This is a genomic window from Nocardioides silvaticus (assembly GCF_003160695.1).
GTDB classification, from domain to species: domain Bacteria; phylum Actinomycetota; class Actinomycetes; order Propionibacteriales; family Nocardioidaceae; genus Nocardioides; species Nocardioides silvaticus.
On sequence record NZ_QGDD01000004.1, the window covers coordinates 160,415 to 186,062 of the forward strand.

The window sequence follows — 25,648 nt, forward strand, 5'->3', positions numbered from 1 at the left end:
ACGCTCACACCCCCAGGCTGGTCAGCGCGTCGGCGAGCGCCTCGACGCCGGCGAGGCAGTCGGCCGTCTCGGCGTGCTCCTCCGGCGAGTGGGAGACGCCGGTGGGGTTGCGGACGAAGAGCATCGCGGACGGGTGGCCGGCACCGGCGAGGATGCCCGCGTCGTGGCCGGCCTGGGTCGGTAGCACCGGCCAGTCGTGCCCTGCCCCGACCTGATCGGTCAGATCCCGGCTGAAGGAGATCGCCCTGGATACCGACTCGGCCGTGACTGCCACCGAGGTGCCGTCGCGGCCGGCGCGCTCGGTCGACTGCTTCTCGACGGCGGCGACGAGGTCGGCCAGCAGCTCCGCGGTCTCCGCGCGGGCGTCGAGCCAGGCGGTGACGCGGGAGGGTACGGCGTTGGTGCCGTTCGGGGCGACGTCGATCCGGCCGAACGTCGCGCGCGCCCCGCCGAGCCGGGCCTGCTTGTTGGCCGCCAGCGCGGTCATCGCGTAGGTCAGCATCGGGTCGGCCCGGTCCTCCATCCGAGTCGTGCCGGCGTGGTCGGCGCGCCCGGTGAAGTCGAAGCGGTAGCGGCCGTGCGGCCAGATCCCGCTGGCGAGCCCGACCGGCCGGTCGAGGTCGACGAGCGCGCGGCCCTGCTCGACGTGCAGCTCGACGAAGCAGCCCACCTCGGCGAGGATCCCGCCGGCACCGTCATCCGGCGCGTCCGTCACGTCACCGAGCGCGACCCCGTCGCGGTCGCGCAGGCCCTCGACATCGGCCCACTCCACCGACCCGGTCGCCAGCCGCGAGCCCAGGCAGGCCAGCCCGAACCGCGAGCCCTCCTCCTCGCGGAAGACCCCGACGCCGACCGCACGCGACGGCTGCGCGCCACGCTTGCGGAGCAGGTCGATCGCGGCCAGCGCGGAGACGACACCGAGCGGGCCGTCGTACGCACCGCCGTCGAGGACGCTGTCGAGGTGGCTGCCGGTGAGGACCCCGAGGGTCGCCACCCGGCCGGGCACCGGATCAGGCCGCCACCAGGCGACCTGGTTGCCGAACGCGTCGGTCTCGAGCGCGAGCCCGCGTGCGGCCGCCTGCTCGGCGAACCACGCCCGCAGCTCCTCCTCGGCGCTGCGCCAGGGCTGCCGGAAGTAGCCGCCGGAGGTGGCGGAGCGGCCGATCGGCGCGAGGTCGCGCCACATCTGCTCGAACGTCATGAGTCCATGGGTACGACGACGCCCCGCTCGCGCGCCACCTCCGCGGCGCGGTCGTAGCCCGCGTCGACGTGGCGGATCACGCCCATGCCCGGGTCGTTGGTGAGCACCCGCTCGATCTTCTGTGCCGCGAGCTCGGTGCCGTCGGCGACGCAGACCTGCCCGGCATGGATCGAGCGTCCCATGCCGACCCCGCCACCGTGGTGGATCGACACCCACGTGGCGCCGGACGCGGTGTTGACGAGCGCGTTGAGCAGCGCCCAGTCGGCGATCGCGTCGGAGCCGTCGAGCATGCCCTCGGTCTCGCGGTACGGCGAGGCGACCGACCCGCAGTCGAGGTGGTCGCGGCCGATCACGATCGGCGCCGCCAGCTCGCCGGAGGCGACCATCTCGTTGAACTTCAGGCCGGCCAGGTGCCGCTCGCCGTAGCCGAGCCAGCAGATCCGCGCCGGCAGGCCCTGGTAGTGCACCCGCTCGCCCGCCATCGTGATCCACTTCCGCAGCCGCTCGTTCTCGGGGAACAGCTCGAGGATCGCGCGGTCGGTGGCGGCGATGTCGGCCGGGTCGCCGGAGAGCGCCGCCCACCGGAACGGGCCCTTGCCCTCGCAGAACAGCGGCCGGATGTAGGCCGGCACGAAGCCCGGGAACGCGAACGCCCGGTCGTAGCCGCCCTTGCGCGCCTCGTCGCGGATCGAGTTGCCGTAGTCGAACACCTCCGCGCCGCGGTCCTGCAGCTCGACCATCGCCCGCACGTGCGCCGCCATCGACTCCCGCGCGCGTTTGGTGAACCCGACCGGGTCCTCGGTGCGCTCCCGCTCCCAGTCCTCGAACCGGGTGCCGACCGGCAGGTAGGACAACGGGTCGTGCGCCGAGGTCTGGTCGGTGACGATGTCGACCGGGGCCCCCTGCTCCAGCAGCGCGGGCAGCAGCTCCGCGGCGTTGCCGAGCACGCCGATCGACAGCGGCCGCCGCTCGTCGCGCGCCGCGAGCGCGAGCTCGACCGCGTGCTCCAGCGAGTCGGCCCGCACGTCGAGGTAGCGGTGGTCGATCCGTCGCTGGATCCGCGAGTCGTCGCACTCGATGCAGATGGCGACACCGTCGTTCATCGTGACGGCCAGCGGCTGGGCGCCGCCCATGCCGCCGAGGCCGGCGGTGAGGGTGATGGTCCCGGCCAGCGTGCCGTCGAACCGCTTGTCGGCGACCGCGGCGAAGGTCTCGAAGGTGCCCTGGAGGATCCCCTGGGTCCCGATGTAGATCCACGAGCCGGCCGTCATCTGGCCGTACATCGTCAGCCCCAGCTCCTCCAGCCGCCGGAACTCCTCCCAGTTGGCCCAGTCGCCGACCAGGTTGGAGTTGGCGATGAGCACCCGCGGCGCCCACTCGTGGGTGCGCATCACGCCGACCGGCTTGCCGCTCTGCACGAGCATCGTCTCGTCGGGCTCCAGGTCGCGCAGGGTGCGGACGAGCGCGTCGTACGCCTCCCAGCTGCGGGCTGCCCGTCCGGTGCCGCCGTAGACGACCAGGTCCTCCGGGCGCTCGGCGACCTCGGGGTCGAGGTTGTTCATGAGCATCCGCAGCGGCGCCTCGGTCTGCCAGGACTTCGCGGTCAGCTCGGTGCCGGTGGCGGCGTGGATCGGCAGCCGGTCGTTCATCTCAATTCTCCGATCACGGACTCGGCGGCCGCGAGGACGGCGCCGGACTGGACGAGCGAGACCGCGGTCTCGATCTCGGGCGAGAGGTGGCGGTCGGGGCCGGGGCCGGCGATGCCGGCGTCCCGGAGACGTCGTACGACGGCGCCCGTGGCGGGTGCAGGCTCGAGCGGCGACCTCAGGTCGAGAGCCCGGGCGGCGGTGAGAACCTCGATCGCGACCACCCGGGTGAGCCCGTCCACCGCGCGGCGCAGCTTGCGCGCGGCCGACCAGCCCATGGAGACGTGGTCCTCCTGCATCGCGCTGGAGGGGATCGAGTCGACGCTGGCGGGGACCGCCAGCCGCTTGAGCTCGGAGACGATCGCGGCCTGGGTGTACTGCGCGATCATGTGCCCGCTGTCGACGCCGGGGTCGTCAGCGAGGAACGGCGGCAGCCCGTGGTTGCGAGCCTTGTCGAGGAACCGGTCGGTGCGCCGCTCACTGATCGACGCGACGTCGGCAGCCGCGATCGCGAGGAAGTCGAGCACGTAGCCGACCGGCGCTCCGTGGAAGTTGCCGTTGCTCTCCAGCCGGCCCTCCTCCGGCAGGACCACCGGGTTGTCGACCGCGCTGGCCAGCTCGCGATCGGCGACGGTGGCGGCGTGCTCGACGGTGTCCCGGGCCGCGCCGTGCACCTGGGGCGAGCAGCGCAGGGAGTAGGCGTCCTGGACCCGGTTGCACTGTGTCCCACTCTCCGGGGTGCCCCGGTGCGACGCGACGACGCCCGACTCGGCGAGCAGCGCGACCAGGTTGGCAGCGGCCGCGGCCTGACCCGGGTGGGGACGCAGCGCCTGCAGCTCGGCGGCGAACACGCGATCGGTGCCGAGCTGGGCCTCGACCGACATCGCCGCGGCGATGTCGGCGGTGCGCAACAGCCGGCGCAGGTCGGTGATCGCGAGCACGAGCATGCCGAGCATGCCGTCGGTGCCGTTGATGAGCGCCAGGCCCTCCTTCTCGGCGAGCTCGACCGGCTCGAGACCCGCCGCAGCGAGCGCGTCGGCAGCGGGGACCAGGTTGTCGGCGCGGTCGCGCACCTCGCCCTCCCCCATCAGCGCGAGCGCACAGTGCGCGAGCGGCGCCAGGTCGCCCGAGCACCCGAGCGAGCCGTGCTCGCGCACCACCGGGGTGATGCCGTGCGTGAGCAGCGCGGCCAGCAGCTCAGCGGTCTGGCGTCGGACGCCGGTGTGGCCGGTCGCGAGCGTCGAGAGCCGCAGCAGCATCAGCGCGCGCACCACCTCGCGCTCCACCTCGGGACCCGACCCCGCCGCGTGCGAGCGCACGAGCGAGCGCTGCAGCTGGGTGCGCTGCTCGAGCGCGATGTGCCGCGTCGCGAGCGCGCCGAACCCGGTCGACACGCCGTACACCGGCGTCGGCGACGCCGCCAGCTCGTCCACGACCTTGCGCGCGCGGTCGATCGCCGTCAGCGCGTCGACCCCCAGCCGGACCCCGGCGTCGTCGCGCGACACCGCCACGACCTCGGCGAACGAGACCGGGCCGACCCCGACCTCGACGTACGTCTGCTCCATGCGCCCATCCAACGCCGGTCGGGCTTGTGCCGCCAGCATGCGGAGGAGGATGGTGTCTCGGATACGAGACTCGGGAAGGAGCACGATGGGCCAGGTCCCGTCCGCCACGCGCGCCCTGCGGGTGCTGCGGTTCCTGGCCGCGCAGCCGGAGCCGGTGCCGCTGGAACGAGTCACGGCCGCGGTCGGCATCCCCCGCTCCTCGGCCTACCACCTGCTCACCGCGATGGTCGAGGAGGGCTTCGTCGTGCACCTCACCGAGGAGCGGAGGTACGGCGTGGGGCTCGCCGCGTTCGAGGTCGGTTCGGGCTACGCCCGCCAGGAGCCGTTGCAGCGGATCGCGCGGCGTCCGCTCGCGGCGTTGGTCGACCAGGTCGGCCAGTCCGCTCACCTCGCCGTGCTCCACGGTCGCGACGTCCTCTACGTGCTCGAGGAGCGGGCGCCCGGTCGCCCGTCGCTGGTCACCGATGTCGGTGTCCGTCTCCCTGCTCATCTGACCGCCAGCGGCCGGGCGGTCCTGGCCCGGCTTCCCGCTGTCCAGGTCCGCGCGCTCTACCCCGACCGCGCCGCCTTCGTCGACCGCCACGGCACCGGTCCCCAGTCGCTCACCGCGCTCCGCGCGGTCCTCACCGCCACCCGCCGCCGGGGCCACGCTCGTGAGGACGGCGACGTCACCCCCGGCCTCGCCAGCGTCGCCGCCGCCGTCCTCGACCACAACGAGCACCCGGTCGCCGGCGTCGCCGTGACCTTTCCCGTCGACGCTGTCGACGCCGTCGACGGCCCTGGCGTGACCGCCCTCGCGGCCGCCGTCACCCGCACCGCCGACCAGCTCACCCGCCGGCTCGGGGGCCGGTGAGGCTACGGGCGGACGGCTTGGCGGCAGCTGCCGAGGGCCGCCAGCATGATGATCCCGTCGATGATCGCGAGCCACGAGATGTTGGCGACGTGCGCGACCGGGAAGAGCAGAGCGCCGAGGACGAGGAGCGGCGGCCACCAGGCAGCGGCACGGCGACGGAGCGCGAACGCGACGACCAGGAAGGTGAGCGGGAAGAAGAAGCCCATCATCTTGAAGACGTTGGCGGCGCCGGCGGCGTCGAAGAGGTCGTTGCCGCCGAAGGCGACGTGGAGGCTGTTCTCCGCGACTCCCGCATTGCCGATCACGCCGAGGACCGCGATCACCAGCACGACGGCCTGGACGCGCCCGCGCACCAGGCCCACCAGGGCGAGGGCCGCCAGGCCGTAGAGGGCGGCGGCCAGCAGGTGCGCAGCGGCGGTCGGTCCGTGGTCCCACCCCTGGACGGCGTAGCTGCAGTCCACGGCGAGGTAGGCGGTCGGGGCCAGCAGGAGGGAGGCGCTGAGGAGCCGCTCGGTCGGTAGGGCGACGGCGGGCGCCGCGGGGGTGCCGGGGGCGAGGTCGTGCGCGAGGTCGTGGGCCAGGTCGGACATGTCGTGCCTCTCGGTCGGGATCGGGCGATCGATCTGATTGGTCCCAGGCTGCGGCGGGACCGACGCTCCGCGCTCCGGGGGCCGCCCTGCACCTGCCGCTCGACGACATCCCAGGGATAACCCTGTAGGTCGGCGGAGCGCGTTCTGCGTCACCATGGGCCGGTGCGCAACGACGAGCAACGCTCCTGGGACCTGCTCGTCCCGCTGCTCGTCCTCGGCGCCGTCGTCGCACTGACATCGGCCGGGATCGCCCACGGTCTCTGGATCGGCAACCTCCACAACGGGCTGCTCGCCCTGGCTTTCGGCATGGTCGCGGCGTGGACCCTCCTCCTGCGCCCGAAGCAGCCGGAGGCGCTGTTGTTCGGAGCCGTGGGCATCCTCGAGGGCATCCTGTTCCTCGGGCGCCAGGTCGCCCACGAGGGCGGAGAGGCAGCGAGCCAGTGGTGGGCCTGGTTCGGCGTCTGGCCGATCGCGACCATCCTGGGGCTGACGACCTGGGCAGTCCTCTGCTTCCCCGAGGGGCGCTTCCTCTCACGCGGCTGGCGGTGGACGGCGTACGTGGTCGTGGCCGTTGCCGTCACCTGCTCGGCCCTCTCAGCCCTCTGGCCCGTCGAGTACTCCGCCGCGGGTGTCGACACGCCGCATCCTCTCGACCTCGGCGGGGTGTCCGTCGTCCGCGACGTCTGGAACCTGGTCGCGCACCCGGCGTACGCGATCTTCCAGATCCTGTGGGTCGTGGCGGTCGCCGCACGCTGGCGCAGCGCCAACGGGGTCCTGCGGAGCCAGCTCGCGCTGCTCACCGGCGCCGTCGGCGTCGCCGCCGCAGCACTGCTCGTCGGCCTCGCCGTGTGGCAGTCGCCCCGGCTCGGACTCCTGACGACCACGCTGGTGCCGCTCGCCGGAGGCTGGATCATGGTGCGCCTGAGCCTCGGTCGGGTGATCGAGGAGACCCGGGCCACCGGCGGCCTCGCCGGCCTCTCGCCGAGGGAGAACGAGGTCCTGGACCTCATCGCGCAGGGATTGTCCAACAAGGCGATCTCCGAACGCCTCCACCTCAGCATCAAGACGGTGGAGCCCGTGGTCAGCTCGATCTTCGTCAAGCTGCGGCTCCCGGCCGACGAGACCACGAACCGGCGCGTGCTGGCCGTGCTCGCGCTCCTCGACAAGTAGCCGGCCACCCTGCTCGTCGCGACGTGTCAGGAGGGACGCAGCGGGCCCTGCCACCAGTGCGTCGTCGCCACGGTCGCAAGACCGATGTCCTCGAGGAGGTGCCGAAGGGCCGGGGCTCCGGTGGTCGAGGCCAAGGTGCGGGCGCCTTGCGCGCGGAGGCGGTCGACGCTCGCCGTCACGAGGGCACGAGCGAGTCCCCGGCCTTGGTGATCGGGGTGGACGACGACGATCGCCAGGTAGGCCGCGCCGCCGTCGACGTAGGTCGTCGCCGCTCCGAGCAGCGCGCCCGCTGCGTCGACCGCGCAGAGATCGAGGTCGCCACGGTGGTCCGGCCTCGCCCTCCACTCCCGCTTGCGCTCCGGTGTCAGGTACGTGGTGGCGAATCCCTGCCGGTGCACGTCGACGTACTCCTCGACCCGCTCCCCCAGCGGCTCGACCCGGATGTCCCGGCCGGCCCCGCCCGCCCACGTCACCCGGAGGTCGTCCAGCCCGGCCTCGTGGTGCGTCACGCGGTCGACCGGCGCGAAGCCCTCGGCGCGCAGCAGGTCGGCGCGCCAGTCCTCGCCGTCCACGACCGGCGTCCGTACGACGGCCGCGCCGCCTGCCCGCAGCCGGCGGCGCCCGAACGCGAGCACGTCGCGGTGCACGTCCGCCACGGCGGGGAGGGCTCCGAACAGCAGGTTGGAGAACGTCGGCTCGACGACGGCCCACGCCACGACGCGGCCGTCCTCCACCCACACCGCCTTGTCGTCGCCCGGGACGTCGGCGGCGCGGCGGCGCAGCTCCTCCGCGCCGGGGTGGAACCCGCGGGCGTCGGTCGCCGTGGCGAGGTTCTCCGCCACCAGCGCGGCGACGGCGCCGAACGACACCGACTCGAACGCCGCACGCTCCATGCCCGCAGGCTAGCGGCGCGTCGCACGGGTACCGCCGCCCCATGGACGGCGACGGAACGGCGCTCGGGAAGCCGCCGACCAGGGCACCCGGGATCCTCTACGGGCTGGGCCTGGGCGGGTTCGTCGACGGCATCGTGCTCCACCAGGTGCTTCAGTGGCACCACATGGTGAGCCACGTCGACGACCACCCGACGACGACGGTGGCGGGGCTCGAGGCCAACACCGTGGCTGACGGGTTCTTCCACCTCGCGACATGGGTGTTGGTGCTGGCGGCGTCGGTCCTCACGCTCAAGGCGTGGCGCGCGGGCCGCGTGGCCCCGAGCTGGTCGTTCCACTTCGGCCTGGTCCTGGCGGGATGGGGCGTCTTCAACCTCGTCGAGGGCCTCGTCGACCACCAGCTGCTCGGCGTCCACCACGTCCGCGACGACCTCGGCGCTCCGCTGTCGTGGGACCTCGGGTTCCTCGCGTTCGGTGCCGTGCTCGTCCTCGGCGGGTGGCTGCTCCACCGGAGCGGCGTCTGCCGCGAGCCCGACCGGGCATAGTCACCACATGGGTGACCTCGCCAAGTACCGCCGGATGCGGGACTTTCGCCGTACGCCCGAGCCGGCCGGCGAGGCGGCGAGCGACGGCGACGGCGCGCGGCGGTTCGTGGTGCAGCGGCACCGCGCGAGCCGGCTGCACTACGACCTGCGGTTCGAGATCGACGGGGTGCTGGTGAGCTGGGCCGTGCCGAAGGGGCCGACGCTCGACCCGGAGACCAAGCGGATGGCCGTGCACGTGGAGGACCATCCGATCGAGTACCTGCACTTCGAAGGCGTCATTCCCAGCGGTGAGTACGGCGGCGGCGACGTCATCGTGTGGGACACCGGCACCTGGGAGCCCGCGAAGACCGACGCCCCCGCCGCCCAGCTGGCCGACGGTGAGCTGCACGCGGAGATGCACGGCGAGAAGCTGCGCGGCCGGCTGGTGCTGGTCCGGCGTGGTGGCTCGGACGGCGACGCCGACAAGGAGCAGTGGCTGCTCCTGCACAAGCACGACGAGCACGCGGTCGACGGCTGGGACCCCGAGGACCACCCCCGATCGGTGCTCACCGGCCGCACCAACGACGAGGTGAAGGAGGACCCGGACCGGATCTGGAAGTCGGGCGCGCCGGCCGCCGACGCCGAGGAGACCCTGCTGCCCGACCCGGTGCCGGACGAGGCGATCGCGGCACTGGAGGAGATGGGCAAGCAGGGCACCTGGGAGGTGTTCGGCCGCGAGCTCAAGGTCACCAACCTCGACAAGGTGCTGTTCCCCGGTGACCCGCCCGTCACCAAGCGCGAGCTGCTGGCCTATGTCGCCCGCACCGCGCCGGTCGCGGTCCCCTACCTCGAGGGCCGCGCGATCAACCTCAACCGCTTCCCCGACGGGGCCGACACCAAGGGCTTCTGGCACAAGGAGCTGCCCGCCCACGCCCCCGACTGGCTCCCCCGCTGGGACAACCCGGAGGCCGACAAGGGCGAGACCAAGACGTACCTCGTGGTCGACGAGCCCGCCGCGCTGCTGTGGGCCGCCAACTTCGGCGCGCTCGAGTGGCACCCGTGGACCTCCCGGACCTCGGCCATGCACGAGCCCACCTACGCCCTCATCGACCTCGACCCGGGCGAGAAGACGACCTGGGACCAGCTGCTCGACCTCGCCCGCCTGCACCGGACGGCGCTCGACCACCTCGGCGTGCTCGGCCGCGCGAAGGTCACCGGCAAGCGCGGCATCCAGATCTGGATCCCGATCCGCCCCGGCTACACCTTCGACGAGACCCGAGCCTGGACCGAGAAGCTGTCGAAGACCGTCGGCAAGGTGCTGCCCGACCTAGTCAGCTGGAAGTGGGAGAAGAAGGAGCGCAAGGGTCTGGCTCGGCTGGACTACACGCAGAACGCGATCAACAAGACCCTGGTCGCGCCGTACTCCACCCGGCCGGCGGCCGAGGCTCCCGTCTCCGTGCCCATCGGCTGGGCCGAGCTCGACGACCCCGACCTGCGTCCGGACCGTTGGACGATCCGCACGGTCCTCGACCGGCTCGAGGAGCGCGGCGATCCGTTCCAAGCGCTGCTGGGCGTCGAGCAGGATCTGCCCGAGATCAGCTGACGGTCCCCATGGCATGCTTCCCGCATCAGCGCCGCCTTCTCTCGGGGAAATCATGCGTCTTTCTGTCATCGGTCCGGCCGCCTTGGTGGCACTCGTCGGCACCATGCTCGCCCCGGTCGACGGGCTCCAAGACGAGGCGCCCGCGGCGTCGGTCGCCGCCACGCCGGTCCTCACGATTACCGGCCGGGACGTCTCCGGCGTAGGGCCGATCGCGCCGGGGATGGTCGGCGCCAACCAGCGTTGGGTCGATGACGGCGACGGCGCCTGGGACCCCGAGACCCGGAAGCCGCAGGCGTCGATCACCAGCTTGGCGGAGCAGATCGGGCTCAACGCGGTGCGTTACCCGGGCGGGACCGTCGCGAACATGTTCGACGTCGGCCAGATGCTGGCGCACGGCTGCCAGACCAACGGTGGCGGCATCGGCGGTGGCGTGCGCGGAGCCATGTACCAGCCGATCACCGCTGACCGCTCGGGATACACGATCACCCAGCACGCGAAGGTCATCGACGAGATCGCAGGCCAGTCGACTCTCATGGTGCCGATGGTGAACTCGAGCCCGAAAGAAGCCGCGACGTTCGTCAATCGGCTCATCGACGCGCGGCCCAGCCAGGCCGACATCTACGTCGAGCTGGCCAACGAGCCCTACGGTCCCAACCAGGCCTACTGGCGCTCGCGCGAGCCGCGGGTGACGCTCCGCCAGTACATCCAGGGCGGCGTCCAGCACCAGCCCAGCACGGGAGGCGCGAACCGGCTGTTCGACGCGGACAACTGCAACCTCGAGGGCCCGGCCGAAGGGGACGGATCGACCCGACGGTTCCGGACCCGGTTCGGCCCGATCGCGCTCGACCTGAAGCCGACGGTGTTCGTCAACGGCAAGCCGCACACGTTCGTGCGCGGAGCACCGGGGCCGCGTGAGTTCACTGTCGAGCAGCAGAACGTCGTCGTGCTCGGCCGTGCACCTGCCGACGAAGCCAAGCTTCGGATCTCGTACTCGGTGCGGCACGGGGGCTTCGTCCAGTTCCGCAACGCCATCGAGAGGCTCGACGACGAGCACGACGGCGTGCGGATCCACGTCTGCAGCTCGTGGGCTACACAGGGCTTCGTCGACGCGATGGGCTCGAGGCCGTTCGAGTGTCTCGCCGTGCACTCGTACGCCGAGTTCGAGGACGGGTCGGAGTCGCCGACCGCGGCGGACGGTTTCCGGCGGTTGATGCGGCAGACGAGTCGTGAATCGGACGAGCTTCACGCCCTTCGGACCCGAATCGTCAAGGGCCACCCGAACCGCTTCCTCATGGTCACCGAGTTCGGCTCATTGGGCGTCGCGTACCAGCGGCAGAAGGACCGGTTCATGCACACGGTCGTGCTTGCCCGGATGCTCGCCTCCCAGGGCAACGAGGGCGTACGGATCTCGAACCTGTCGAACTTCAGCACGCTCTTCTGGCAGCGCGCCAGCGGGCCCGTGCTGTCCGACCAGGGCTATCTGCTCGAGCTGGTCAGGCACCTCGTCGGACAGCAACCGGTCACGACCGCCGAGAGGCATGCCGGCGTCACCACCTTGGCCACGACGGCTGGCGACGAGGTGCAGCTGTTCGTGGTCAACCAGCGCACGACCGCGTTCTCCCCGACCGTGCAGATCCCCGCCCGCACCGGAGCGACCTGCGTGAAGACTCGATCGCTGCAGGGTCAGATCGACCAGCTCAACGACGACGGCACAGGCCCGCCGACGACCCACCGGCCCGCCGCCGCCGCCGCGACGTGGCCCGCGGGCCAGCTGTCGGGCAACGTCGAGCTGCCGCCGGTGTCGATCACCCTGCTGACCTTCGCCCCTGTCGGCGCGGGTTGCACCGATCCGACCGATTGGTGAGTGACGGCACCGGCCGCCTCAGGCGATCGCGGCCGTGCCGAACGCGACGTTGAACCGGTCGCACCAGATGACGACGGACTTCATGTTGGAGAGGTCGGCGCCGTCGGGGATCTCGTAGTTCTGGTCGCCGATGTTGCCCTTGAGCGAGCCGAGCTTGACGTAGTCGCCGTCGTCGTAGATGCCCCACGAGTCGCCGCAACCCTCGCAGTCCCCGCCGCTCTTCTGGTCGGTGATCCACACGTGCACGTCGGGGCCGTTGGAGGTCTCGAAGCCCTCGAGCCGCAGGTAGCGGGTGCCGTCGTCGCGCAGGTAGATGACCGCGCGACCGGAGGTGTCGTGCTCGGCGTCGATGAAGTCCGCCGCCGCGAGCTCGACCCGCTTCGGACCGTCGTCGGTCGCGCCGCCGTCGGGAGTGCTGCCGTCCTCGGTGGTCGGGCTGTCGGGGAACGCGGTCTGCGAGAGGCCGTCGGACGCCGTACCGACGACGGTGCCGGCGTCGTCGGCCTCGTCGACCTCGTCGTCGATGAACAGCAGCCACGGCTGGAAGAGCAGTAGCGCGGCGATCACGACCACGACGAAGACGCCGCCGATGCTCAGCCAGACAGCTTTCTTGCGGCTCATCGGCCATCTCTCCTCAGGTCAGCAGCAGGGTGTCCAGCCGCCTGCGTACGACGAGGAGGCCCACCACACCCATCACCAGAAGGTAGACGACCGAAACCACGGACGCGACGGAAACCGTGCCGGTCGTGAGCTCCCGGCAGAGCACGACACCGCGGTAGAGCGGGGTGCACTCGACGATCCACCGGACCGGGCCGGAGTAGGTGTCGACCGGGAAGAACGTCGCGGAGAAGAGGAACAGCGGCAGCTGGACCAGCGTGATCTTGTCGAAGTCCTGGAAGCTCCGCATCCAGGTCGTCGCCGCCATGCACACGGCGCTGAACGCGAATCCGATGAGCAGCACCGCCGGTAGCGCCAGCAACGCCCACCACGACTCGATGAGCCCCATCAGCAGCATCACCAGCAGGAACATCGCGGCGTACGACGACCCGCGCAGCTGTCCCCACGCGATCTCGCCGCGCGCGATGTCGCCGGTGGACAGCGGGGTGGCGAGCATCTGGTCGTAGAGCTTGACGTACTTGAGCTTGAAGAAGACGTTGAACGTCGAGTCGAGCAGCGCGCCGTTGAACGCCGAGGCCGCGAGCATGCCCGGCGCCACGAACGCGGCGTAGGAGATCTCCTTGCCGCCGACGTCGAAGCTCTCGATCAGCGCGCCGACGCCGATGCCGATGGAGAGCAGGTAGAAGACCGGCTCGAGGAAGCCGGTGAGGAACAGCTTCCAGGCGCCGCGGTAGACGAGGTAGTTGCGGAGCACCAGCAGCCGGGTCGCCGCGACCGGCGTCAACGGGTGGACGTCGGTCGTGTCGGAGGCCAGCACGGCGGCGCTCACGACAGCATCCGCTTCGTCAGGCCGGACACCGACCAGAACCAGCCGAGGACCATCAGCACCACGAGCACCGCGACGTTGACCCCCGCCTGCCACCACACGACGTTGTCGAGGGCGAACATGCGCGACAGGTTCACGCCGTGCCACAGCGGCGTCAGCCGCGCGATCGTGCCGCCGACGTCCCCGAGGTTCGAGACCGGGAAGAACGCCCCGGAGAACAGGAACAGCGGGAACACCCCGAGCCGGAACAGGACGCCGAAGCCCTCCTCCGACCGGTTGCGGGTCGTGAACGCGTAGACGAGCGTCGCGAACGTCATCCCGCACAGCACCTGCGCGAGGAACGCGACGAACGGCCCCCACCACGACTCGTAGACCCCGAACGGCGCGAGCACCAGCGCGTAGAGGCCGCAGGTCGCCACCAGGTGCAGCGCGACCGACCCGAGGTGCGCGCCGACGACGTGCTGGGGCTGGAGCGGCGTGGCGAGCATCGACTCGTAGATGCGCTGCCACTTGATCATGCCCATCACCGGGTAGGTCGTCTCCGAGACCGCCGTCTGCATCGCGTGCGCGGCGATCAGGCCGGGCACCACGAAGGCGAGGTACGACGACGCCCCCTCGAGCGTCTCGGAGTCGGCCTCGACGAAGCCGCCCAGCAGCACGCCCATCGCGATGACGTAGAGGAACGGCGAGAGGAACGAGGACGCCACGACCCCGCGCCAGGTGCGGGCCCAGAGCGTGGCCCAGTAGTCGACCTGCCGGAGCAGGCCGTCGACGAACGGCAGGTCGCCACCCCCACTGGTGGAGCCCTCCCCGGTGATCGAGCCCTCCCCGGTGCTCGAGCCCTCCCCGGTGATCGAGCCCTCCCCGGTGATCGAGCCTGTCGAGATCTCCGCCATCAGTCGACCAGCGTCCGGCCGGTGAGGCGGAGGAAGACGTCCTCGAGGGTGGACCGACGGACCAGCGTCGCGATCGGTTGGAGTCCGCGCTCGTGGGTGCGGGCGACGACCTCCTCGCCGTCCTCGGCATAGACGAGGAGCCGGTCGGGCAGCTCCTCGATCCGGTCTCCCAGGTCGGCCAGCAGCTCGGCATGCGCGGCGTGCTCGCCGACGCCGAACCGGAGCTCGGCGACCTCGCGGGTCGAGTGCTCGCGGATCAGGTCGCGCGGTGCGCCCTCGGCGACGATCACGCCCTTGTCCATGATCACGAGCCGATCGCAGAGCTGCTCGGCCTCGTCCATGTAGTGCGTGGTCAGCACCAGCGTGACGCCGGCCTGCTTGAGGCGGAACAGCTGGTCCCAGAGCAGGTGCCGGGCCTGCGGGTCGAGCCCCGTGGTCGGCTCGTCGAGCAGCAGCAGGTCGGGCCGGTTGATGAGCGAGCGGGCGATGGTGAGGCGGCGCTTCATGCCCCCGGAGAGCTCGTCGACCTTGGCCTTCGCCTTCTCGGTGAGCTTCGCGAACTCCAGCAGCTCCCCGACCCGCTCGCGCACGACCTGCTTCGGCAGCCCGAAGTAGCGGCCGTAGACGTAGAGGTTGTCGAAGACGTTGAGCTCCTGGTCGAGGTTGTCCTCCTGTGGGCAGACCCCGATCCGGCCGCGGATCGCCGGGCCGTCCACGGCCGGGTCCATGCCGAGGATGCGCAGCTCGCCCCCGGTGACCGGCGAGACCGACGCGATCATCCGCATGGTCGAGGACTTCCCGGCGCCGTTGGGCCCCAGGAACCCGAACGCCTCGCCCTTGCGCACGTCGATGTCGATGCCGCGGACCGCCTCGAAGCCGTCCCCCGAGGTCTGGCGGAACCTCTTCCGCAGCCCGCGCGCGGTGATCATCGCCGGCTGGTCCGGCGTCTCGACCGCGTCGTCGGCGGTGCCTTCGGAGAGGGTGTCGCTCACCCGACCGATCCTAGGAGCCGCGGCCGACACGAGCCCTCGAATATCGTCGGAGTCGTGCCCGCCTCCCTCGTGCTCGTCGAGGGCGAGAGCGACCGGACCGCGCTGGTCACCCTCGCCGCCCGGCTCGGCCACGACCTGACCGGGGTCGACGTCGTCAGCATGGGCGGCATCACGAACCTCCGCCGGCACCTCTCCGAGGTGCCCGAGCACGACCAGGTGGCGCTGCTGCACGACGCCGGGGAGTCGTCGTACGTCGACCGCACCTTGGCCGATCACCCGGGCCGGGTCGCGCCGTTCGTCTGCGTCGCCGACCTCGAGGACGAGCTGGTCCGCGCCCTCGGGATGGATCGCGTGCTCGAGGTGGTGGAGGCCGGCGGCGACCTCGACGCCTGGCACATCCTGCTCAACCAGCCCTACCACCGCGGCCGTCCCGAGGACCTGGTGCTGCGGCGGTTCTGGGGCACGACGAGCGGGCGCAAGGAGAAGTACGCCGCGCTCCTCGCCGCCGCGCTCGAGCCGGCCGCCGTGCCCGCGCCTCTCGCAGGGGTGCTGACCGCGGTCCTCTAGCCGCCGCTAGGCGCCGCGCCCGGACCCCACCCGCTCCTGCCACCAGGCGAGGGCCGGGTGCGGGCCGCCGTAGGCACAGGTCATCGCGGCGCCGGCCTCGGCAAGGTAGACCGCCCGCTCGTCGGGGGTGCCGTGCTGGGCCCAGCGGGCCAGGCAGGCGCCGGCGAGCCAGGCGTCGTCGTCGGCGGGGAGCGGCAGCGCCGCGAGCTGCTGGGCGCTGATCTTGATCGAGCCGGGCGTGAGGCCGGTGCCGACGTAGCGCGCCGCGGCGTCGGCGACGACGGGCGGGGCCAGCAGGACGGCGAGGACCCGCCAGAGGTCGGCGGGGTCGTGCGGGACAACGGTGAGCACGGGCACCGATGGCAGCCACTCACCCTTCTCGTCGACGACGGCCTCGACGACCCGGCCCTGCCCGGCGACGAGCACCTTCGGCGCCAGGCGGGCATCCACCCAGGCCGCGAGCGCCCCTCGGCGGACGGCATCGACGTCGACGACGGGCGCGTCGTACTGCCGGCGTGCGAAGCGGGTCGGCCGCCTCCCCCACTCGCAGGAGGCGGGCTCGATCAGGCCGCTGGTGACCAGGGGGACGCCGGGGCCGCCGTCGGACACGTGCGGGACCAGGCCGTAGTACTGGTCGCGGAAGTCGGCAGTGCAGGAGGCGAGGTCGCCGAGCGTGCCCTCGCCGGCCTCGAAGCCAGCGACCGGGATGCCGAACGACGGCGCGGCGAGCCGGCCCCACTCGGCGGGACCGGGGCCGCCTCTCGCGCCGACGCGTACGACGGGCACGCACACCAGCACCGACGTGCCCCGGAAGACGGGCCGGTCGGTGACCCACAGGTCGGTCAGGGCGCCGGCGTCGGTCACGGCCGCGCGGACCGGTCCCGCGTCGCGGGCGCCGAGCACCGAGAGCGGCTGCACCAGGGCGACCACCCCGTCGGCGCCGACGAGTCCGAGCGCGCGGTGCAGGAACGCAGCACTGGTGTCGGTGTAGGCGCCGAGACCGCCGCGCTGGCCGGCCGTTCGGCTCTTGAGCTGGCCGAGGAACGGCGGGTTGCCGACGACCGCGTCGAACCTCTCGCCCGCCCAGGCGGTGAGCCCGTCGGCGACGACGACGCGCGTCTCGATCTCCGCGGCCGGCACAGTCGGGTCCTCGGCCTGGAGCCGCTGTCGCGCGATCGCCACCGCCTCGGGATCGAGGTCGGAGCCGTGGACCGCGCGGACGTCGCCGAGCCGGCGCGCTGCCGCGACGAGGAAGTGCCCGGTGCCGCACGCGGGATCGAGCACGCGCATGCCGGTGGTCGAGCCTGTCGGGGCCAAAGCCCGGTCGAGCACCCACTCGACCAGCTCCGGCGGGGTATAGAACGCACCGCGGGCCCGGCGCTCGTCGGCGAGCTCGCTGACGAGCCGGTCCTCGTAGGCGGTGGCGAGCTGCTCGGTCCGCATCCGCTCGTCCACGGGGACAGATTATCGACGGCATGTTATAGTCAGATTGACTACAACGAGGAGGCGTCACCGTGACCCACCGCTCCGGGCTCCTGACCGACCGCTACGAGCTGACGATGCTCGACTCCTGGGTCGAGGACGGGTCCGTGGGCCACCCGGCGGTGTTCGAGTGCTTCGCGCGGCGGCTCCCCGAGGGCCGGCGGTACGGCGTGCTCGCCGGGCTCGGTCGCCTGCTCCCCCTCGTGGAGGCGTTCACGTTCGACGCCGACGAGGTGACATGGCTGGTCGAGCAGGGCGTGGTCGGCGAGCGGACCGCGGCCTACCTGCAGGACTTCCGGTTCCGCGGCGACATCGAGGCCTATCCCGAGGGCGACCTCTACTTCCCCGGCAGCCCGGTGCTGACCGTCCGCGGCACGCTCGGCGAGTGCGTCGTGCTGGAGACGATCGTGCTCAGCGTCCTCAACCACGACACCGCGATCGCTTCGGCCGCCGCGCGCATGGTCACCGCCGCCGCCGGCCGGCCGCTCATCGAGATGGGCGGTCGTCGTACTCACGAGCAGGCGGCGGTCGCCACCGCCCGCGCCGCCTACCTCGCGGGCTTCGGCTCGACGAGCAACCTCCGCGCCGGGCTCGACTACGGCATCCCCACCGTCGGCACCGCGGCGCACGCGTTCACGCTGGCGCACCGCAGCGAGGAGGAGGCGTTCCGCAGCCAGGTCGAGGCCCAGGGCCCCGGCACCACGCTGCTGGTCGACACCTACGACATCGCCGAGGGGATCCGCACCGCCGTCCGCGTCGCCGGCCCCGCGCTGGGCGCGGTCCGCATCGACTCCGGCGACCTCGCCGAGGAGGCCGTCAAGGCGCGCGCCCTGCTCGACGATCTCGGCGCGCCCGACACCCGGATCGTCGCGACCAGCGACCTCGACGAGTTCGTCATCTCCGCGCTCGCCGACGCCCCGATCGACGGCTACGGCGTCGGCACCCGGGTCGCCACCGGCTCTGGCCACCCGACGGCGAGCATGGTCTACAAGCTGGTCGCGGTCGCCGACAGCGCCGACGGCCCGCTGCGCCCGGTCTCGAAGAAGTCCAAGGACAAGGTGTCGGTCGGGGGCCACAAGACCGCCTGGCGGGAGTACGACGACGCCGGGCTGCTCGTCCGCGAGACCTTCACCATCCCCGGCGACCCCGCACCAGCCGGTGCCTACCCGGCGCAGGTCCCGGTCATGAAGGACGGGGTCGCGGTCCACGCACCGAGCACCGAGGAGATCCGCGCCCACACCGCCGCGGCCCTGCGCCGGCTGCCGCCGGAGGCGCTGGCCGTCGCGGCCGGCCCGCCGTACCTCACCGTCACCCGCAACAGCGAGGAGGAGACAGCATGACCACCACCGCCACCACTCGAGCACTTCTCGTCGTCGACGTGCAGAACGACTTCGTCGAGGGCGGCTCGCTCGGCGTCACCGGCGGTCGCGACGTCGCGACCCGCATCAGCGAGCACCTCGCCGCGCACGCGGGCGACTACGCCGTCATCGCCGCCTCGCGGGACTGGCACCACGGCCACGACACCAACAGCGGTCACTTCGCCGCGCCCGGCGAGGAGCCCGACTTCGTCACCACCTGGCCCGTGCACTGCGTCTCGGACGGCCCGGGCTCCGACTACGCACCGGAGCTGGTGACCGACGCCGTGACCCACCACGTGCGCAAGGGCCAGGGCGTGCCGGCGTACTCCGCCTTCGAGGGCGTCACCGACGACGGCGCCTCGCTGGCTGACGTGCTGCGGACGGCCGGGGTCACCGACATCGACGTCACCGGCATCGCGACCGACTACTGCGTCCGCGCGACCGCGCTCGACGCACGGCGGGAGGGCTTCGCCGTACGCCTGCTCGACGGGCTGCACGCCGGCGTCGCACCCGGCACCAGCGAGGCGGCGGTCCGCGAGATGGCGGACGCGGGGGTGACCGTATGAGCGACCACCCGCCGTTCGCCGTCGCCGTCGACCTGGCGATCTTCACGATCCGCGACGGCGCGCTGTCGGTGCTGCTGGTCGAGCGCGGCGAGGACCCGTTCGCGGGCCAGTGGGCCCTGCCGGGCGGCTTCGTCGAGCCCGACGAGGACGCCGAGCAGGCGGCCTGGCGCGAGCTGCACGAGGAGACCGGCGTGGAGAAGTTCGCCGGTTACCTCGAGCAGCTGCGCACCTACTCCGCGCCCGACCGCGACCCGAGGATGCGCGTGGTGTCGGTGGCCCACGTGGCGCTCGCCCCCGACCTGCCGGAGCCGACCGCCGGCACCGACGCCTCCGACGCCCGCTGGTGGGTGGTGGACGACCTGCTCTCCCCCACCGGCGACGCCGCCGAGGAGGCGCCCGACCTGGCCTTCGACCACCGGCAGATCCTGCTCGACGCGCGGGAGCGGGTGCGGGCCAAGCTGGAGTACACGACGCTCGCCGTCGAGTTCGTCAACGAGCCGTTCACGCTGCCGGAGCTGCGACGCGTCTACACCGCCGTCTGGGGCAAGCCGCCGGACCTCGGCAACTTCCGCCGCAAGGTGCTCGGCACCGAGGGCTTCGTCGTGCCGACCGACGTCCACGGTTCCCCCACCGGCGCCGGTGGCCGGCGGGCGCTGCTCTACCGGAGGGGCTCGGCGACCGTCGTCTCGCCGCCGATGGTGCGCGGCTGAGCCGGGTGCGGTGACCGCCGCAGCGTCCACAGCAGCCCGGCGATCCCGGTCGCGATCGGGATCAGCACCGGCAGACCGGTGAGGACGACCAGGCAGACCGACGCAACGAGCGAGACGACCGCGGCCGCTCGCGGCCAACCACCCGGCAGCAGGCGTACGGCGGCCGCCGTGCCCACCACGTAGACCAGCGCGAACGTGCCCGTGGTGACGAGCAGGGTGGCGTCGGTCGGCTGGTCGAGCAGGGCCTCGCCGACAAGGACCGCCAGGCCGAGCCCGGCGACGACCAGCAGCGCGTGCCGGGGCGTGGCCCGGCCGTCGCCGACGTCGGAGCCGAGCCAGCGCGGCATCGCGCCGGTGATCGCGAGTGAGGCGCCGAGCCGGGAGGCCCCGGCGAAGTAGGAGTTGATCGCGCCGATCGTCAGCAGCACCGCGATGACGGTGGTGAGGGGCCGCGCCCAGTCGCCGAAGGCACCGGCGAGCAGGTCGGCGAGCGGCGCCCGGCCGGTGGCGGCGCCGAGCACGGCGACGGTCACGAACGCGATGCCGAGGTAGAGCACGGTCACCACGCCGAGCGTGATCCCGGTGGCGCGGGCGATGTCGCGCTCGGGGTGGCGGTACTCCGCCGACAGCGAGCTCACGATCTCCCAGCCCGCGAACGCCCACACCAGCACCGCCGCGGCGGCGCCGACACCGGACCAGCCGTGGGTCAGGAACGGCGTCAGGTTGTCGGTGTCGACCCGCGGCAACGACGCCAGGATGGCGACGAGCAGCAGGGTCGCGATGACGGCGGCGATGGCGAGCTGCACGCCGGCCGAGATCCGGATGCCGAGCCAGTTCATGATCGTGACGACGACGATGATCACCGCCGTCGCGCCGATCTCCGTCGTCCGTCCGCCACCGGCCGCCTCCGCGACGTACGACGCCCCGAACCCCGCCGCGACCGGCGCGCCGATGGGGATGGCGAGGAAGAACGCCCAGCCGACCATCGTCGAGACGCGACCGCCGAACGCGAGCCGCGCGTACGTCGCCACGCCCCCGCCGTCCGGGTGCCGCGCGCCGAGCGCGGCGAAGGTCGCGGCCAGCGGCACCGAGACCACGATCAGCACCGCCCAGGCGAGCATCGATGCCGGGCCGGCCTCCTCGATCGCGAGGGCGGGCAGCGTCACCACACCGACCCCGAGCACGGCCGCGAGCGTCAGCGCGGTGCCCTGGAGGACGCTGAGCGACCCGCCCGCGGTGGTGGGTGCCTTCACGCGAGATCCTCCGCGCGCCGGCGCACGTCGGCCGGCACCGGTCCCGGTGCGTCGTCCGCGCTGACCGGCGCGAGCGCCACCCGTCGCAACGGGATGACGCCGGCCCAGACGGCGGGATCGATGTCGGCGGGGTCGTCGACCGGACCGCCGGCCCGCTCCTTCATCGAGGCCTCCCGCAGGGGGAGCGCAAGGACCGCGGTGGCGGCGAGCTCCTTGCGGGTCGCGGCCCGCAACGTGGCCGACCGGCCGGGGATCATGTGGTCGACGATGAGGTCGAGCGCGTGGGAGCGCTCGTCCGGGTCGACGACGGAGCGCGCCCGTCCGATGATCACGGCGGAACGGTAGTTCATCGAGTGGTGCATCCCCGACCGCGCCGCGACCAGCCCGTCGAGCTCGGTGACCGTGAAGCACATGTCGGTCTCGATCGCCGACCGGAGCCAGCCGGCACCGGTCGAGCCGTGGACGTAGAGCGTTCCCTCGGCGTCGGGACCGGCCGGGTCGACGGCGTACGCGACGGGCAGCACGACCGGGTGGGTCGCGCCGGCCTTGCCGTCGGTCGGGCCGGTCGAGAGCACCACCCCGAGGTGGCCGACGAGACCGTCCTCCAACAGCGCCATCATCCGGTGGCGCTCGGAGACGGCCCGGGCGGACTCCCGGGTGCCGGTGGTGCGGCGGGTGGGCGACAGTGCGGTGGTCATGGAGCTAGCCTGTCGCGAGAGTGGCCCGTGGTCACGGGCCACTATTCGACGATTCTGACAGGACACTCTCATGAAGACGCTGCCGGTCCGGCTCGACCGCACGCGACCCGAGCCGCTCGGCGTGCAGCTGTCGACCCAGGTGCGCGAGCTCGTGGTCGCCGGCACGCTGGCGCCCGGCGACCGGCTCCCCAGCACCCGCGCGCTCGCCACCGACCTCGGCGTGGCGCGGTCGGTGACCGAGCAGGGCTACGACCAGCTGCTGGCCGAGGGCTGGCTGACCACCCGCCAGGGGGCCGGGACGTTCGTCGCGTCCGGAGGGGTGCCGCAGGCCGCCGTCCGGTCCCGGCCACCGCGGTCGAGTGCGCCGGCGCTGATCCCCCTCGACCTCGGGTCGCCGTGGATCGATCCGCGCCACCGCGCGGGCTGGCGGCGCGCGTGGCGGGACGTGTCGGCGGCCGCCCCGCCCGCCGGCTACCCCGACCCGCGCGGGATCCCCGAGCTGCGGATCGAGCTCGCGGACCGGCTGGCCCGCACGCGTGGGCTCTCCGTCGACCCCGACGAGGTGCTGCTCACCTCGGGCACCACCGACGGCCTGCGGCAGCTGCTCCCTCACGTCCCGGTCGGGGCGGTCGGCATCGACGACCCCGGCTACCGCGCCGCGGTAGAGACCGTGCGCGCCGCCGGCCGGGCGGTGGTCGGCCTCGAGCCCGGCCGGCCGATCGACGTGACCCGGCTGGCGGCGGCGTACGTCACCCCTGCCCACCAGCACCCGCTGGGCCACGTGATGCCGGCGGCCGACCGGCTCGCACTGCTCGCCGCAGCGCGCGAGCACGGGACGGTGGTGATCGAGGACGACTACGACTCCGAGTTCCGCTACGACGTCGCGCCGATCCCCGCGCTGGCCTCGCTCGACCGGTCGCAGGTCGCCTACCTCGGCACCGCGTCGAAGTCGGTCGGGCCCGGGCTCAGGGTGGGTTGGATGGTGCCGCCACCGGACCTGCTGCGCAGGCTGGTCGCCCTGCGCGAGCAGACCTACGACATGCCCTCGTGGCCCGCCCAGCGCGCGCTGCTCACCCTGCTGCGCGAGGGCTGGGTGGACAAGGTGGTCCGCACCGCACGTCGGGTCTACGCCGACCGGGCTCCGCGGGTGGGCGAGGTGCTCGCGCCGTACGGCACCGCCGCCGGTCCCGCCGCCGGGATGTACTCGACCTGGTTCCTGCCGCCCGCGGCCGTACGACGCGCCCGCGCCGCCGCCCGCGACGCCGGCTTCGAGGTCGCGCCGATCTCCAACTACTGCCGCACCGCGCGACTCAGCGGGCTGGTGGTCGGCTTCGGCGGGGTCACCGACGAGCAGCTCGACCGGGTGCTCGCCGCGATGGCACGCGGCCTGGCCGGCTAGATCGGCCTGGTCGCTCCGGTCAGGTCGTGTAGCGCAGCCAGCCGGTCACGGCGAAGGCCGCCAGGACGAGCAGCAGCACCAGCACGACCCAGAGGATCGGGGTCCACGGCCGCTTCTCGGCGTTGAGCGGTTGCCGGACGGTGGGTCGCTCGCGTTCGTCGTTCATGGGTGTGCGCTACCCGCCCAGGGGCGGGGCATCCGGCGGGGGTGCGGTCGCACCTTGTTCAACCAAAAGGTTGACAAAGCCGGTCGACCCTGCTGTACTCAACCACATGGTTGAGCACGAGGACCGGTTGTCGCGGGTCTTCTCCGCGCTCGCCGACCCGACCCGTCGCGACATGGTCGCCCGGCTGGCGGCCGGCGACGCGACGGTGAGCGAGCTGGCGGCGCCGTACGACGTCTCGCTGCAGGCGGTCTCCAAGCACATCCAGGTGCTCGAGGAGGCTGGCCTGGTGAGCCGGAGCCGGGACGCGCAGCGACGCCCGGTGCACCTGGACGCGGAGGTCTTCGACCTGATGACGAAGTGGATCGAGCGGTACCGCCAGCAGGCGGAGGAGCGCTACCAGCGGTTGGACGCGCTCCTCGACCGGATGCAGGGCCGCGAGCAGGACCTGACCGACAGACGCAACGAAGGAGCAGCAGGATGACCACCACCCCCACCGCCCACCCCGAGGCCGTCATCGAGGCGGACCCGGACCTCCCGGTCGTGCGGATCTTCCGCGAGTTCGACGCCCCGCCGGAGCTGGTCTACCGCGCGCACATCGAGCCCGAGCTGGTCAAGCAGTGGCTCGGTCCGCGGTCGATCGACATGGAGATCGAGAAGTGGGACCTGCGCACCGGCGGGGAGTACCGCTACACCGCGCTCCGCGAGGGCGAGGCGGTCGCCCACTTCTACGGCTCGGTCCACCGGGTCGAGGAGAACGAGAAGATCGTGCAGACCTTCGGGTTCGAGGAGATGCCGGAGGCGGTCAGCCTCGACATCCTCCTGTTCGTCGACCTCGGCGACGGTCGCACCCGGCTGGAGGCCACCTCCGTCGTGGAGTCGATGGAGGCCCAGGCCGGGATGATGGCCAGCGGGATGGAGGTCGGCGTCAACGAGGGCTACGCCGCGCTCGACGACGTCCTCGCCGGGCTCGCGGAGCCGCAGCAGTGATCCCGACCGATCCCGCGGAGGAGCACCGCGCGATCGCGAGCGCCTTCACCGACCGGGTGCGCGGCGTCGGGGCCGACGGCGCGGGCGGGTGGGACGCGCCGACCCCGGTCGCGGACTGGCAGGCCCGCGACGTCGTACGACACCTGGTGGAGTGGTTCCCCTCCTTCCTCGCCGCCGGCTCTGGGATCGAGCTCGGCGGCGGACCGTCGGTCGACGACGACCCGGTCGGGGCGTGGGAGCACCACGCCGGGGCGGTGCAGGCGGTGCTGGACGACCCGGCCCAGGCGACCACGACGTTCGCGCACCCGCGGCTGCCCGAGATGCCGCTCCCCCAGGCGATCTCGAGGTTCTACACGAACGACGTCTTCATGCACACCTGGGACCTCGCCCGCGCCACCAACCAGGACGATCGCCTCGACGAGGCGCGGTGCCGGGAGCTGTTCGAGGGCATGGAGCCGATGGACGAGGTGCTGCGCCAGAGCGGGCAGTACGGCGCGCGCGTGCCCGTCCCCGACGACGCCGACTGGCAGGCGCGGCTGCTCGGCTTCATCGGCCGCGACCCGGCCTGGAAGCGCTAGAGCCAGCTCGGACCGTCCCCGCCGAACCGCTCGCGAAGGCGGGCCCCGACGTGCGCCGCGTTGGCACGGTGCACGTCGGTCGGCACGAGCGGCAGGTTCTCCTCCCAGTCCAGCAGCGGTGAGCCGCGGAGCTGGAGGATCCGCCGCGGCCGCCCGAGGAACATCAGGTGCAGATGGGCACCGCCGTCGCCGAACCGGTAGAGCTGCGCCCGACCCACGCTCGGCAGCTCCTCCATCGCCGCGGCGACGGCGACGACCAGCCGGCCCATCTCCTCAGCGAGATCGTCGGGCACCGTCGCCAGGTCGCAATGCGTCAGCGGCTCGAGTATCAGCCACGCCGGGACCCGCGTCTCCTGGGCGAGCACCAGCCGCCACCGCTCGTTGCTCCAGGCGGTCCCGGCGACCGAGAGCTGCGCGCCCGGGTCGTTGCACCAGCACTCGGCGGGGTCCTCGCCGCGACGCGGGGGCTCCTCGTCGTCGAGCGGGCGGAGCGGCTTGATCCGCAGCGAGGCGATCTCGTAGGGGTAGATGTCCCACCCGGGCATCTCCTCGACCGCCACCGGCAGCCGTCCCTCGGCATCGGTCGCCGCGGCGATCCGCGCGTAGTACTCCTCCGGCGTCTCCAGGGTCATCCCGGCATCCTGCC

General features: G+C 72.7%; 27 protein-coding genes. 13 read left to right on the plus strand and 14 right to left on the minus strand.

Annotated features, from left to right (window positions below; translation table 11 throughout):
* Positions 1–4: 4 nt before the first annotated feature.
* The 3 genes from DJ010_RS10770 to hutH are packed head-to-tail and all read right to left on the minus strand — an operon-like array spanning position 5 to position 4,412.
* A complete protein-coding gene (locus DJ010_RS10770; RefSeq protein WP_211318741.1) occupies positions 5–1,201 on the minus strand; it encodes an allantoate amidohydrolase in 1,197 nt (398 codons plus the stop codon).
* Positions 1,198–2,850 (minus strand): urocanate hydratase, encoded by a 1,653-nt coding sequence (gene hutU / locus DJ010_RS10775; protein ID WP_109693677.1) that lies wholly within the window; start codon positions 2,848–2,850, stop codon positions 1,198–1,200. The genes DJ010_RS10770 and hutU overlap by 4 nt, the downstream gene beginning before the upstream one ends.
* Entirely contained in the window at positions 2,847–4,412 is a 1,566-nt protein-coding gene (hutH, locus tag DJ010_RS10780; protein ID WP_109693678.1) for a histidine ammonia-lyase, read from the minus strand. The genes hutU and hutH overlap by 4 nt, the downstream gene beginning before the upstream one ends.
* Positions 4,413–4,497: 85 nt before the next feature.
* Between hutH and DJ010_RS10785 the strand changes: the two genes are divergently transcribed.
* Positions 4,498–5,265 carry an IclR family transcriptional regulator gene (locus DJ010_RS10785; RefSeq protein ID WP_109693679.1) on the plus strand — a complete coding sequence of 256 codons (768 nt, stop codon included), beginning with the start codon at positions 4,498–4,500 and terminating at the stop codon, positions 5,263–5,265.
* Between the two features lie 2 nt (positions 5,266–5,267).
* On the opposite strand, the gene DJ010_RS10790 is transcribed toward DJ010_RS10785, so the two are convergent.
* Positions 5,268–5,855: a hypothetical protein gene (locus DJ010_RS10790; RefSeq protein WP_109693680.1), complete on the minus strand. Its 588-nt coding sequence runs from the start codon at positions 5,853–5,855 to the stop codon at positions 5,268–5,270.
* A 162-nt stretch (positions 5,856–6,017) separates the two neighbouring features.
* On the opposite strand from DJ010_RS10790, the gene DJ010_RS22670 reads away from it, so the two are divergent.
* The gene (locus DJ010_RS22670; protein ID WP_245927434.1) at positions 6,018–7,025 is read left to right on the plus strand and encodes a helix-turn-helix transcriptional regulator; all 1,008 of its coding nucleotides are present in this window, start codon (positions 6,018–6,020) and stop codon (positions 7,023–7,025) included.
* A 26-nt stretch (positions 7,026–7,051) separates the two neighbouring features.
* Here the strand turns inward: DJ010_RS22670 and DJ010_RS10800 are convergent, their stop codons facing one another.
* Positions 7,052–7,918, minus strand: a complete 867-nt coding sequence (locus tag DJ010_RS10800; protein ID WP_109693681.1) for a GNAT family N-acetyltransferase — start codon at positions 7,916–7,918, stop codon at positions 7,052–7,054.
* Positions 7,919–7,959: 41 nt separating this feature from the next.
* On the opposite strand from DJ010_RS10800, the gene DJ010_RS10805 reads away from it, so the two are divergent.
* The 3 genes from DJ010_RS10805 to DJ010_RS10815 are packed head-to-tail and all read left to right on the plus strand — an operon-like array spanning position 7,960 to position 11,906.
* Positions 7,960–8,460 carry a DUF2243 domain-containing protein gene (locus DJ010_RS10805; RefSeq protein ID WP_109693874.1) on the plus strand — a complete coding sequence of 167 codons (501 nt, stop codon included), beginning with the start codon at positions 7,960–7,962 and terminating at the stop codon, positions 8,458–8,460.
* A 7-nt stretch (positions 8,461–8,467) separates the two neighbouring features.
* Positions 8,468–10,042 carry a non-homologous end-joining DNA ligase LigD gene (locus DJ010_RS10810; RefSeq protein WP_109693682.1) on the plus strand — a complete coding sequence of 525 codons (1,575 nt, stop codon included), beginning with the start codon at positions 8,468–8,470 and terminating at the stop codon, positions 10,040–10,042.
* Between the two features lie 52 nt (positions 10,043–10,094).
* Entirely contained in the window at positions 10,095–11,906 is a 1,812-nt protein-coding gene (locus DJ010_RS10815; RefSeq protein ID WP_146207320.1) for a hypothetical protein, read from the plus strand.
* Between the two features lie 18 nt (positions 11,907–11,924).
* Here the strand turns inward: DJ010_RS10815 and DJ010_RS10820 are convergent, their stop codons facing one another.
* Genes DJ010_RS10820 through DJ010_RS10835 form a run of 4 tightly spaced genes read right to left on the minus strand, consistent with a single transcriptional unit; the run spans position 11,925 to position 15,238 of the window.
* Positions 11,925–12,527, minus strand: a complete 603-nt coding sequence (locus DJ010_RS10820) for a DM13 domain-containing protein (protein WP_109693684.1) — start codon at positions 12,525–12,527, stop codon at positions 11,925–11,927.
* 13 nt (positions 12,528–12,540) lie between these two features.
* Complete coding sequence (locus DJ010_RS10825; protein WP_245927435.1) at positions 12,541–13,353, minus strand: ABC transporter permease; 813 nt, start codon at positions 13,351–13,353, stop codon at positions 12,541–12,543.
* Complete coding sequence (locus DJ010_RS10830; RefSeq protein ID WP_109693685.1) at positions 13,350–14,246, minus strand: ABC transporter permease; 897 nt, start codon at positions 14,244–14,246, stop codon at positions 13,350–13,352. Before DJ010_RS10830 ends, DJ010_RS10825 begins: the two co-directional genes overlap by 4 nt.
* Positions 14,246–15,238, minus strand: a complete 993-nt coding sequence (locus DJ010_RS10835; protein ID WP_439331694.1) for an ABC transporter ATP-binding protein — start codon at positions 15,236–15,238, stop codon at positions 14,246–14,248. The genes DJ010_RS10830 and DJ010_RS10835 overlap by 1 nt, the downstream gene beginning before the upstream one ends.
* A 54-nt stretch (positions 15,239–15,292) precedes the next feature.
* On the opposite strand from DJ010_RS10835, the gene DJ010_RS10840 reads away from it, so the two are divergent.
* The gene (locus tag DJ010_RS10840) at positions 15,293–15,805 is read left to right on the plus strand and encodes a TOPRIM nucleotidyl transferase/hydrolase domain-containing protein (RefSeq protein WP_211318742.1); all 513 of its coding nucleotides are present in this window, start codon (positions 15,293–15,295) and stop codon (positions 15,803–15,805) included.
* Between the two features lie 6 nt (positions 15,806–15,811).
* Here DJ010_RS10840 and DJ010_RS10845 read toward each other — a convergent pair whose 3' ends face one another.
* Positions 15,812–17,260, minus strand: coding sequence for an N-6 DNA methylase (locus DJ010_RS10845; RefSeq protein ID WP_109693686.1), 1,449 nt, complete (start codon positions 17,258–17,260; stop codon positions 15,812–15,814).
* Positions 17,261–17,319: 59 nt separating this feature from the next.
* On the opposite strand from DJ010_RS10845, the gene DJ010_RS10850 reads away from it, so the two are divergent.
* Genes DJ010_RS10850 through DJ010_RS10860 form a run of 3 tightly spaced genes read left to right on the plus strand, consistent with a single transcriptional unit; the run spans position 17,320 to position 19,921 of the window.
* Positions 17,320–18,627, plus strand: coding sequence for a nicotinate phosphoribosyltransferase (locus DJ010_RS10850; RefSeq protein WP_109693687.1), 1,308 nt, complete (start codon positions 17,320–17,322; stop codon positions 18,625–18,627).
* Positions 18,624–19,211 carry an isochorismatase family protein gene (locus tag DJ010_RS10855; protein ID WP_109693688.1) on the plus strand — a complete coding sequence of 196 codons (588 nt, stop codon included), beginning with the start codon at positions 18,624–18,626 and terminating at the stop codon, positions 19,209–19,211. The genes DJ010_RS10850 and DJ010_RS10855 overlap by 4 nt, the downstream gene beginning before the upstream one ends.
* The gene (locus tag DJ010_RS10860) at positions 19,208–19,921 is read left to right on the plus strand and encodes an NUDIX hydrolase (RefSeq protein WP_109693689.1); all 714 of its coding nucleotides are present in this window, start codon (positions 19,208–19,210) and stop codon (positions 19,919–19,921) included. Before DJ010_RS10855 ends, DJ010_RS10860 begins: the two co-directional genes overlap by 4 nt.
* On the opposite strand, the gene DJ010_RS10865 is transcribed toward DJ010_RS10860, so the two are convergent.
* Positions 19,870–21,174 (minus strand): APC family permease, encoded by a 1,305-nt coding sequence (locus DJ010_RS10865; RefSeq protein WP_109693690.1) that lies wholly within the window; start codon positions 21,172–21,174, stop codon positions 19,870–19,872. The two genes, DJ010_RS10860 and DJ010_RS10865, sit on opposite strands and share 52 nt — an antisense overlap.
* On the minus strand, positions 21,171–21,872 hold the full coding sequence (locus DJ010_RS10870) for a pyridoxamine 5'-phosphate oxidase family protein (protein WP_109693691.1): 702 nt from the start codon (positions 21,870–21,872) through the stop codon (positions 21,171–21,173). The genes DJ010_RS10865 and DJ010_RS10870 overlap by 4 nt, the downstream gene beginning before the upstream one ends.
* 70 nt (positions 21,873–21,942) lie before the next feature.
* Between DJ010_RS10870 and pdxR the strand changes: the two genes are divergently transcribed.
* Positions 21,943–23,271 (plus strand): MocR-like pyridoxine biosynthesis transcription factor PdxR, encoded by a 1,329-nt coding sequence (gene pdxR, locus DJ010_RS10875; RefSeq protein WP_109693692.1) that lies wholly within the window; start codon positions 21,943–21,945, stop codon positions 23,269–23,271.
* Positions 23,272–23,290: 19 nt separating this feature from the next.
* Here the strand turns inward: pdxR and DJ010_RS22080 are convergent, their stop codons facing one another.
* Positions 23,291–23,437 (minus strand): hypothetical protein, encoded by a 147-nt coding sequence (locus tag DJ010_RS22080; protein ID WP_158283000.1) that lies wholly within the window; start codon positions 23,435–23,437, stop codon positions 23,291–23,293.
* A 106-nt stretch (positions 23,438–23,543) separates the two neighbouring features.
* Here DJ010_RS22080 and DJ010_RS10880 point away from each other — a divergent pair, with 106 nt between their 5' ends.
* The 3 genes from DJ010_RS10880 to DJ010_RS22290 are packed head-to-tail and all read left to right on the plus strand — an operon-like array spanning position 23,544 to position 25,002.
* On the plus strand, positions 23,544–23,918 hold the full coding sequence (locus DJ010_RS10880; protein WP_109693693.1) for an ArsR/SmtB family transcription factor: 375 nt from the start codon (positions 23,544–23,546) through the stop codon (positions 23,916–23,918).
* Positions 23,915–24,424, plus strand: coding sequence for an SRPBCC family protein (locus DJ010_RS22285; protein ID WP_170124632.1), 510 nt, complete (start codon positions 23,915–23,917; stop codon positions 24,422–24,424). The genes DJ010_RS10880 and DJ010_RS22285 overlap by 4 nt, the downstream gene beginning before the upstream one ends.
* Positions 24,421–25,002, plus strand: a complete 582-nt coding sequence (locus DJ010_RS22290) for a TIGR03086 family metal-binding protein (protein ID WP_170124633.1) — start codon at positions 24,421–24,423, stop codon at positions 25,000–25,002. Before DJ010_RS22285 ends, DJ010_RS22290 begins: the two co-directional genes overlap by 4 nt.
* Here DJ010_RS22290 and DJ010_RS10890 read toward each other — a convergent pair.
* Entirely contained in the window at positions 24,999–25,634 is a 636-nt protein-coding gene (locus DJ010_RS10890) for a hypothetical protein (RefSeq protein ID WP_109693694.1), read from the minus strand. The two genes, DJ010_RS22290 and DJ010_RS10890, sit on opposite strands and share 4 nt — an antisense overlap.
* Positions 25,635–25,648: the final 14 nt, after the last annotated feature.